This window comes from Pedobacter cryoconitis (genome assembly GCF_014200595.1).
GTDB classification, from domain to species: Bacteria; Bacteroidota; Bacteroidia; order Sphingobacteriales; family Sphingobacteriaceae; genus Pedobacter; species Pedobacter cryoconitis_C.
The window spans coordinates 2,783,454-2,790,611 of sequence record NZ_JACHCG010000001.1; the positions used below are offsets into that span (position 1 = coordinate 2,783,454).

1 protein-coding gene is annotated in these 7,158 nt (G+C 43.7%); it reads right to left on the minus strand.

The genetic code is table 11. The features are described 5' to 3' along the window. Positions 1 to 7,158, minus strand: a complete 7,158-nt coding sequence (locus HDE70_RS11900) for an SDR family NAD(P)-dependent oxidoreductase (RefSeq protein ID WP_183890286.1) — start codon at positions 7,156 to 7,158, stop codon at positions 1 to 3.

A 7,158-nucleotide genomic window follows, 5' to 3' on the forward strand; every position in this document is an offset into this window, starting at 1 on the left:
TTAGAATGTAGATTCTGCTTTGTAAGCATGTAAAAGAGGATGTAATTGTTTTTCATCCGCAACGTGTAAAAGGGGATGAAGCTGATTGCTATGCTTTACAGCTGCTTTTTCCTTCTGCTGAAACCAGTAACGTTCCTTCGCAAAAGGGTAAGCAGGCAAGCTGATCTTTGCTGGCTTTTTGTTAGGATACAACAAATTCCAGTCAATGCCCACGCCTTTAATCCATAACTGGATTAAAGAACGGTTTTCCCTTTCCAGGATCGCACTTTCCAGATAGGCTTTGCCAGCTTTTCCTTCCAGCAAAAATCCAGGATCATCCTTACGGACATTTCCAGTCAGTAAATCCTGTGTATTTTTCTCCAGATAATTAGTCAGCTGACCCACTAACTCAGCCTTATCCACGGCTAAAAATGCCAATCTTTCTTCCATGGCTTCCCTTCCGGTTTGTAAGGTGTAAGCGATATCATAAAGGCTCAGTTCAGCACGTTTTTCTACCAGATTTTTCAGGTTAATCACCTGATCTTTAAGTCTGCTGCTGTCTTTTGCCGATAGTAAGATGATGGCTGGCCCGGCAGTACTGTAATGTTCAGGTTCAGGACTAATGTATTCTTCAATGATGATGTGTGCATTGCTGCCCCCTGCTCCAAAACTGCTGATCCCTGCTATACGGGCTTTTTGATTCAAAGAAGGCCATTCTTCCAGCTTCTGCTGTACTTTAAATGGGCTATTTTCGAAATCAATATTCGGGTTCAAAGTAGCAGAGTGCAAGGAAGGTACCAGCTGGCGATGTTGCATTTGCAACAATACTTTAGTCAGTCCCGATATTCCTGCGGCCGATTCACAATGTCCGATATTGGATTTAACCGAGCCAATACTGCAAAATTGCTTTCCAGCACACTCAAACGCATTTTTCAAGCCGGTCAGCTCTATCGGATCGCCCAGACTTGTACCCGTACCATGAGCTTCGATATAACTGAAATCTTCAGCTTTCACGGCCGCTCTTTTCATCGCCGTTTTCACGACCGCGGTTTGTGCTTTTGGATTCGGAACCGTATAGCCATTAGTTTTACCTCCGTGGTTAACCGCAGTACCTTTGATCACACCATAAATACGGTCACCGTCGGCTATTGCGCGGCTGAGTGGCTTCAGCAATACTGCGCCCACGCCTTCCCCGGGCACATATCCTTCGCCACCCTCTCCAAAACTTTCACAGCGTCCTTTGCTGGATGCAAAACCTCCTTCACTTAAAATCAGGTACTTGTTCTGGTGCAAGCTTAAATTCACGCCACCTGCTACTGCCATTTCTATTTCTCCGGACTGTAAGTCTTTACAGGCTAAGTGTATGGCTGTTAAAGAAGAAGAGCACATGGTATCTACCGCCATGCTTGGCCCGTGGAAATTGAAAAAGTAAGAGATCCTGTTCGCGATACTGCTCGGATTTCCTAATAAAGCGGTAGGATTACCTCCCGCTGTTTCTTCCGGCCCGAATAACTGGTATTCTTCATACATCACGCCGACATAAACACCCACCTGACCAGCAAGGCCGGATGTTTCCTCCGTTTTTCCTTGTAACCCTGACCTGGTATAACCTGCATCTTCCATGGTTTCCCATACTGTTTGTAAAAACAATCTTTCCTGAGGGTCCATGATTTCTGCCTCTCTTGGAGAGATATTAAAGAATAACGGATCAAAAAGATCAACATCCTCCATAAAACCTCCCCATTTACTGTAGGTCTTCCCGTTTTTACCTTTCGCCGGATCGTAAAAATCACTGATTTTCCATCTGCCGTCCGGGATTTCTGTAATGCTATCTTTTCCTGCTTTTAAGTTTTCCCAAAACTCATTCAGATTTCTGGCTCCCGGATATCTGCCGCTGACACCTATAATGGCCACATCAGCTGTTAATTGAGGCGCTATCCGCGCTTGACTTTCCATCCTGGTTTTCTGTTCAGGAACAGGAATGATTGATCTCGCAGGAGCTAAAACAGTATTCACGGACTGAGTAATAATAGCAGCTTTAGTAGTACCGGCTGCATGAGCAGTACCCGTTAAGGTATAGAGTACATCGCGGTGCGTAATTAAGAAATGAGAAACCAGTTCATCCAGGGTCTGGCATTCAAAAAACACCGTCCGCGACACTTTACCAAGACTTTCTTCTAAAATATTGGTTAACCTGATGACCATTGTAGAATCAATTCCAAACTGTTCAAAAGGAACATCCGGTTGTAACCTCGCCACAGGTATTTTTAACGCGGCAGCCAGCAATTCACCCAAATAAGCTGTAGCAGCCAGCTGTAAATCATCATCTGCTGCCAGAACAGGAGCTGCTATAACAGGAACAGCTTCCTCAGGTACAGCTGAAGCTGCCTGAATCCCTAATTTTTCCGGATGACCATAAATCACAGTGCCTTGTTTTACCGTACTGTTTAACAATCGTGCTAAAGCTTCAAGACCATCAGCAGTTGGCATTGGCAATAAACCAAAACGATGCGCCATATATTTCTCCTGCTCCGCACTGATCTGCATTCCACCTGTTTTCCATAACGGCCAGTTGATACTTAAGGTTTTACCTGTTCTTTTACCCTGAATACGCTCCCGTTCACGGTAACCAGCATAATGATCAAGCCATGCATTTGCAGCCGCATAATCTGATTGTCCTGTATTTCCAAAAACTCCGGCCAGCGAAGAACAGTAAACCATAAAGTCCAGTTGCTCTTGTCTGGTTGCTTCATCTATGTTTTTAGCGCCGTTTACCTTAGCTGAAAACACATCCTGAACTTCAGCTGCTGTTTTATGCAGCAGCAAACTATCTCTGGTCACTCCGGCACTATGAATGATACCATTTAAATATCCATATTGAGCTTTGATTTTCTCTATCAAAGCTTTGACCTCTTCGATACGGGTCACATCACAAGGTTCGTAAACCGTATGCGGCATCTCCTTTAAGCGTTCTTGTTGTGTTTTATTCAGTGCGCTTCTGCCTGCAAGGATCACTTTTGTTCCGGCTGTTTTATTCAGATAAGCGGCAAAAATCACCCCCAGACCACCAGCACCGCCAGTAATCAGGTATACCCCATTTTCTTTAATCCCGGTTCTCAAACCAGTATTTTTTGAAGAAACAGCGTCTTGAAGTGAATTATCAATGGCAGCTAATACCTGTAGCCCGTTCACTTCCCTCTTTCCATTTTGATAACGTACCTCTGCTGCCGGGTCTCCTTGTTCTGCTGACAAGATCTCTGTCAACAAATTCAATTCATTGACTGACAGGCTTTCTACACCAATCGTCTTACCCATCAGCAGCGAACTTTCCTGTACCGCTGTTTTTAACATCCCGGAAATGAAACCATAATCCAGTTCATCAGCTATGGCGTAGACAAACTGAATCATGGTCTTGGCCAGTTTCCGCTGCTGGAATTCTTCCAGTAGTTGAAGAAAAACACCTTCAGGCGTATTTTCACTGATCAATTTGACCTCACATTCCAGTCTTTCTTCTAGTTTTTCTGCCAGCAATGCTGACCCTCCAGCCAGAAGAACCAATGGAATTGCATGCTGCTCTTTTTGTACTATAGCAGTTGTTTGCCAATTGTGACTATATAAATGCAGTCCATCTGACACCTCTGCTAACTGAGTATTGCTAATGGTCTGATTAACCTTGTTAGCATCCAATGGCAGAACCACCAACTCCGTAAAGCTGATCAGCACCTCTCCTGCGCTGTTTAGCAACTCTATTTCATAACTGCTGGCAGATTTACCTGAGCTGTTTTTGCTGACGTAGCACCAGATCTCTTCTGGCAACGGCTGATAAATATTGATTTCTCTTACACTAAAAGGGAGCATCAATTGCTGGTTTTGTGTTAAAAGACTGATTGCCATACAGGTTTGCAATGCACTATCCATCATCCCGGCTGATAAGCTGAAACCAGTTTCTGCGGTTAAGGAGATTTTGGACAATGCAGCTTCTTCACTGTAATAAATCTGCTGAACTCCCTGGAAAGTTTTCCCGTAATCAAGCCCTATCGAACAAAATATTGCATAATAATCAGCTCCGTCTTTATATCCATTTTTAGAACTGCTTTGCGTCAGGCTATTGCGCAATTCGTTGATATCCTTTTTCCCTGGTGCAGACAGTGATAAAGTACTTAAAACTCCCTGCCCATGTAATTGCTTTTCTTGTCCGCTGGAATAGACTTCATAAATTACAGTATCGCCTTTCGCTTCAAGACTCAAATGAACCTGAACTGGTGACGCGTTAACCTTAACAGGCTGTAACCAGTTAACCTCTTTGATTTGAGTAATGGTAGCTTCCGTTGCATATGCTCCCGCAGCTCTGGCCATTTCAAGATAGGCAACGCCGGGTAAAATCTGATCTCCAAGAACCTTGTGGTCTCTTAAAAACAACTCCCTTCCAGTATATATACTGCTAAACTGCTGCTTGTAAAGCGTAGAGTTATTAGCATGCAATAGTGGATGTAAAACAGCGTTTGAACTCCCTGTAGCCTTCATTGATTTTAACCAGAAACGTTCCCGGGAAAATGGGTAATGAGGTAAAGTAATCTTATCAGGTTTGCTATCCAGATAAAAATGAGCCCACTCTATATGGAACCCTTTCACCCAGTATGCTGCTAAAGTATCCCATAACTTGCCAGCTATAGCACCCTGAATAACAGCCATCTCATTGACTTCATTAGCTACTGCTTTCTTATGTTTTCTGATATTTTCATTATAATACTGACCGGCTTTTCCCCTGGTAAAATCCGTAAGGCGTTTCACCAGTTCGTTCAAATTTTCAGCTGGAACAGCAAGACGTTCTTCCATTACTGAGCGGCCGGTTTGAAGTGTATAAGCAATATTGTATAAGTTTATAGCTGGTTCGTTTTGAATATGCTGTATCAGTTGTTCAGCCTGTAACAGCAATTGCTCTTTGTTTTTTGCAGACAATAAAACCAGGACTTCTCCTGAGTTTTGAACTTGCTGTTTTTGCACGGGAATATATTCTTCAATGACCAGATGGGCATTGGTACCACTAAAACCAAAACTACTCACCGCTGCCCTTCTCCGTGTATTTTCAGGAGTATTCCAAACAGTCAGCTGATCCTGTATCCTGAACGGGCTGCCTTCAAAATTGATCAGTGGATTGTTCTGTTTATAGTTGATGCTTGGCGGTAATTGCTGATGTTTTAGTGCCAGTACAACTTTAAGTACACTGGCAATTCCCGCAGCTTCCAGTGCATGGCCAATATTAGTCTTCACACTGCCTAAAGCACAGAAATTATTTTTAGCAGTATAAGACCTGAAGGATGCGCTTAAAGCTTCAAACTCTATCGGATCACCCAGGCTGGTACCTGTTCCATGTGCTTCCACATAACTGATCGTCTCAGGATTGATGTTAAACCTGTCATAGACTTCTTTTTCCAGTTCTTGCTGCGACAATACACTGGGTGCAGTTATTCCGTTGGTTGTGCCGTCCTGATTGGTTAAACTCCCTTTGATTACGCCATAGATCCGGTCATTGTCGCGCTCCGCATCGGCCAGTCTTTTCAAAACGATGACACCAACCCCTTCACCCATTACAAATCCATTCGCTCTGCTGTCAAAAGTATAACAGCGGCCATCCACAGATAACATCCCTGCTCTAACAGCCATGGTATAAGCCTGTTCAGAGTTAATAATGTTCACACCACCAGCCAGCACCAAATCAGTATCCCCTCTTTGCAGACTGTTAAAACCCAGATCTATAGCAACCAGTGAGCTGGAACAGGCAGTATTGATCGCAATAGCAGGCCCCTTTAAATTTAAAAAATAAGATATCCGTGAAGCCAGTATTGCACTCGAATTACCCCACAAAGCAGAAGGCAAAGTCCCTTCAGTTGCAGCTGCATAATCACTTTGTCCGGCCCCGGCATAAACACCGCATTTTACCTCAGAAAGCTGATCAGCGTTAATCCCCGCATCTTCAATAGCTTTCCAGCTATGTTCTAAGAATAATCTTTGCATCGGGTCCATCATCTCCGCTTCAGAACCCGAAAGCTTAAAGAACAAAGGATCAAAACAGGCAGCATCCGCTAAACAGCTTGCCCAGCGTGTTTGCCCTGAACTGTTTTCGTTTTCACTCCATTTTTCAGTATTGACCGGCGTGATTAAACTCCTGCCTTCTTTGAGTACTTTCCAATAGGCATCCAGATCATTAGCAGTACCAAACTGCCCGCTAATTCCAATGATGGCAATTTCTGCCGATGATTCAGATTCAGGTGTAAGAACCTGACGCTCAATTGCAGTTTTCTTTTCAGCGATGACTACAGGCACTTCCGCCTGTTTAACAGGAGGTTGTAATACCGAAGCAAAGTTCTTTTGCAGGTAAGCTGTCAGCAATGTAATATTTGGGTAACTGTATAAATCAGTAGCCTTTATAGCCAGGTTTAGCTCCTCATTAATATTATTGATCAGCTCAATACCAATAATCGAGTCGAAACCGTAATCTTTAAATTGCGTAGTGACCTCAAATTCTTCTTCAGGCAATGCAATCGTTGCGGCAGCAATAGTGACCAGTTTTGCCATTAACCAGCCGCTATCTTCAACTGTAGCTGGTAATGCGGCTAAGGACGACGCAGGGACAGCTGGTGACACTTCCGGAACTATGACCTGAGCTGACACCTCAATAATGCCATTGCTCTTTGCCAGAATCGCATGTCCGCCATGATCCAGCGGATAAATCATCATTTGCCCGTACCCTGCCTCTGCCAGAAAAACCAGGATATCAGGATGTCCGGCCGTGACCTCTAAAACGAGTAATCCATTTTCTTTTAAGCTGGGTTTAAGCTTTGCCAGCAATTCTTCACTCACATCGCTCCTGGTCAAAATACTGACCACAATATCGTAACTGCTTGTTTGCTGCTGCTCAGCAAAAGTCCACAGACTAACCTGATCGGCATAAGCACTTAATAAGTTACCTATTTCAGCATTTACACTACCCGTTTCCAGAATATGGAATTTCCCGCCAGCCTGAAGATTTCCCACACTTGAAGCAACATTCACTTTGATCAGTGTAGCCAGCAAATCATGGTGACTAAATTCTTTGACTTCTATAGCCGGTATCCCTGTATTCAGCAGGGATACTTCTGCCGTTTTCACAAACTTTTTACTCTTGCTAATAAATTCCAT

Excerpts from the sequence above, each read along its gene's own strand:
- HDE70_RS11900 (WP_183890286.1), bottom strand. The coding sequence starts at position 7,158 with ATGGAATTTATTAGCAAGAGTAAAAAGTTTGTGAAAACGGCAGAAGTA.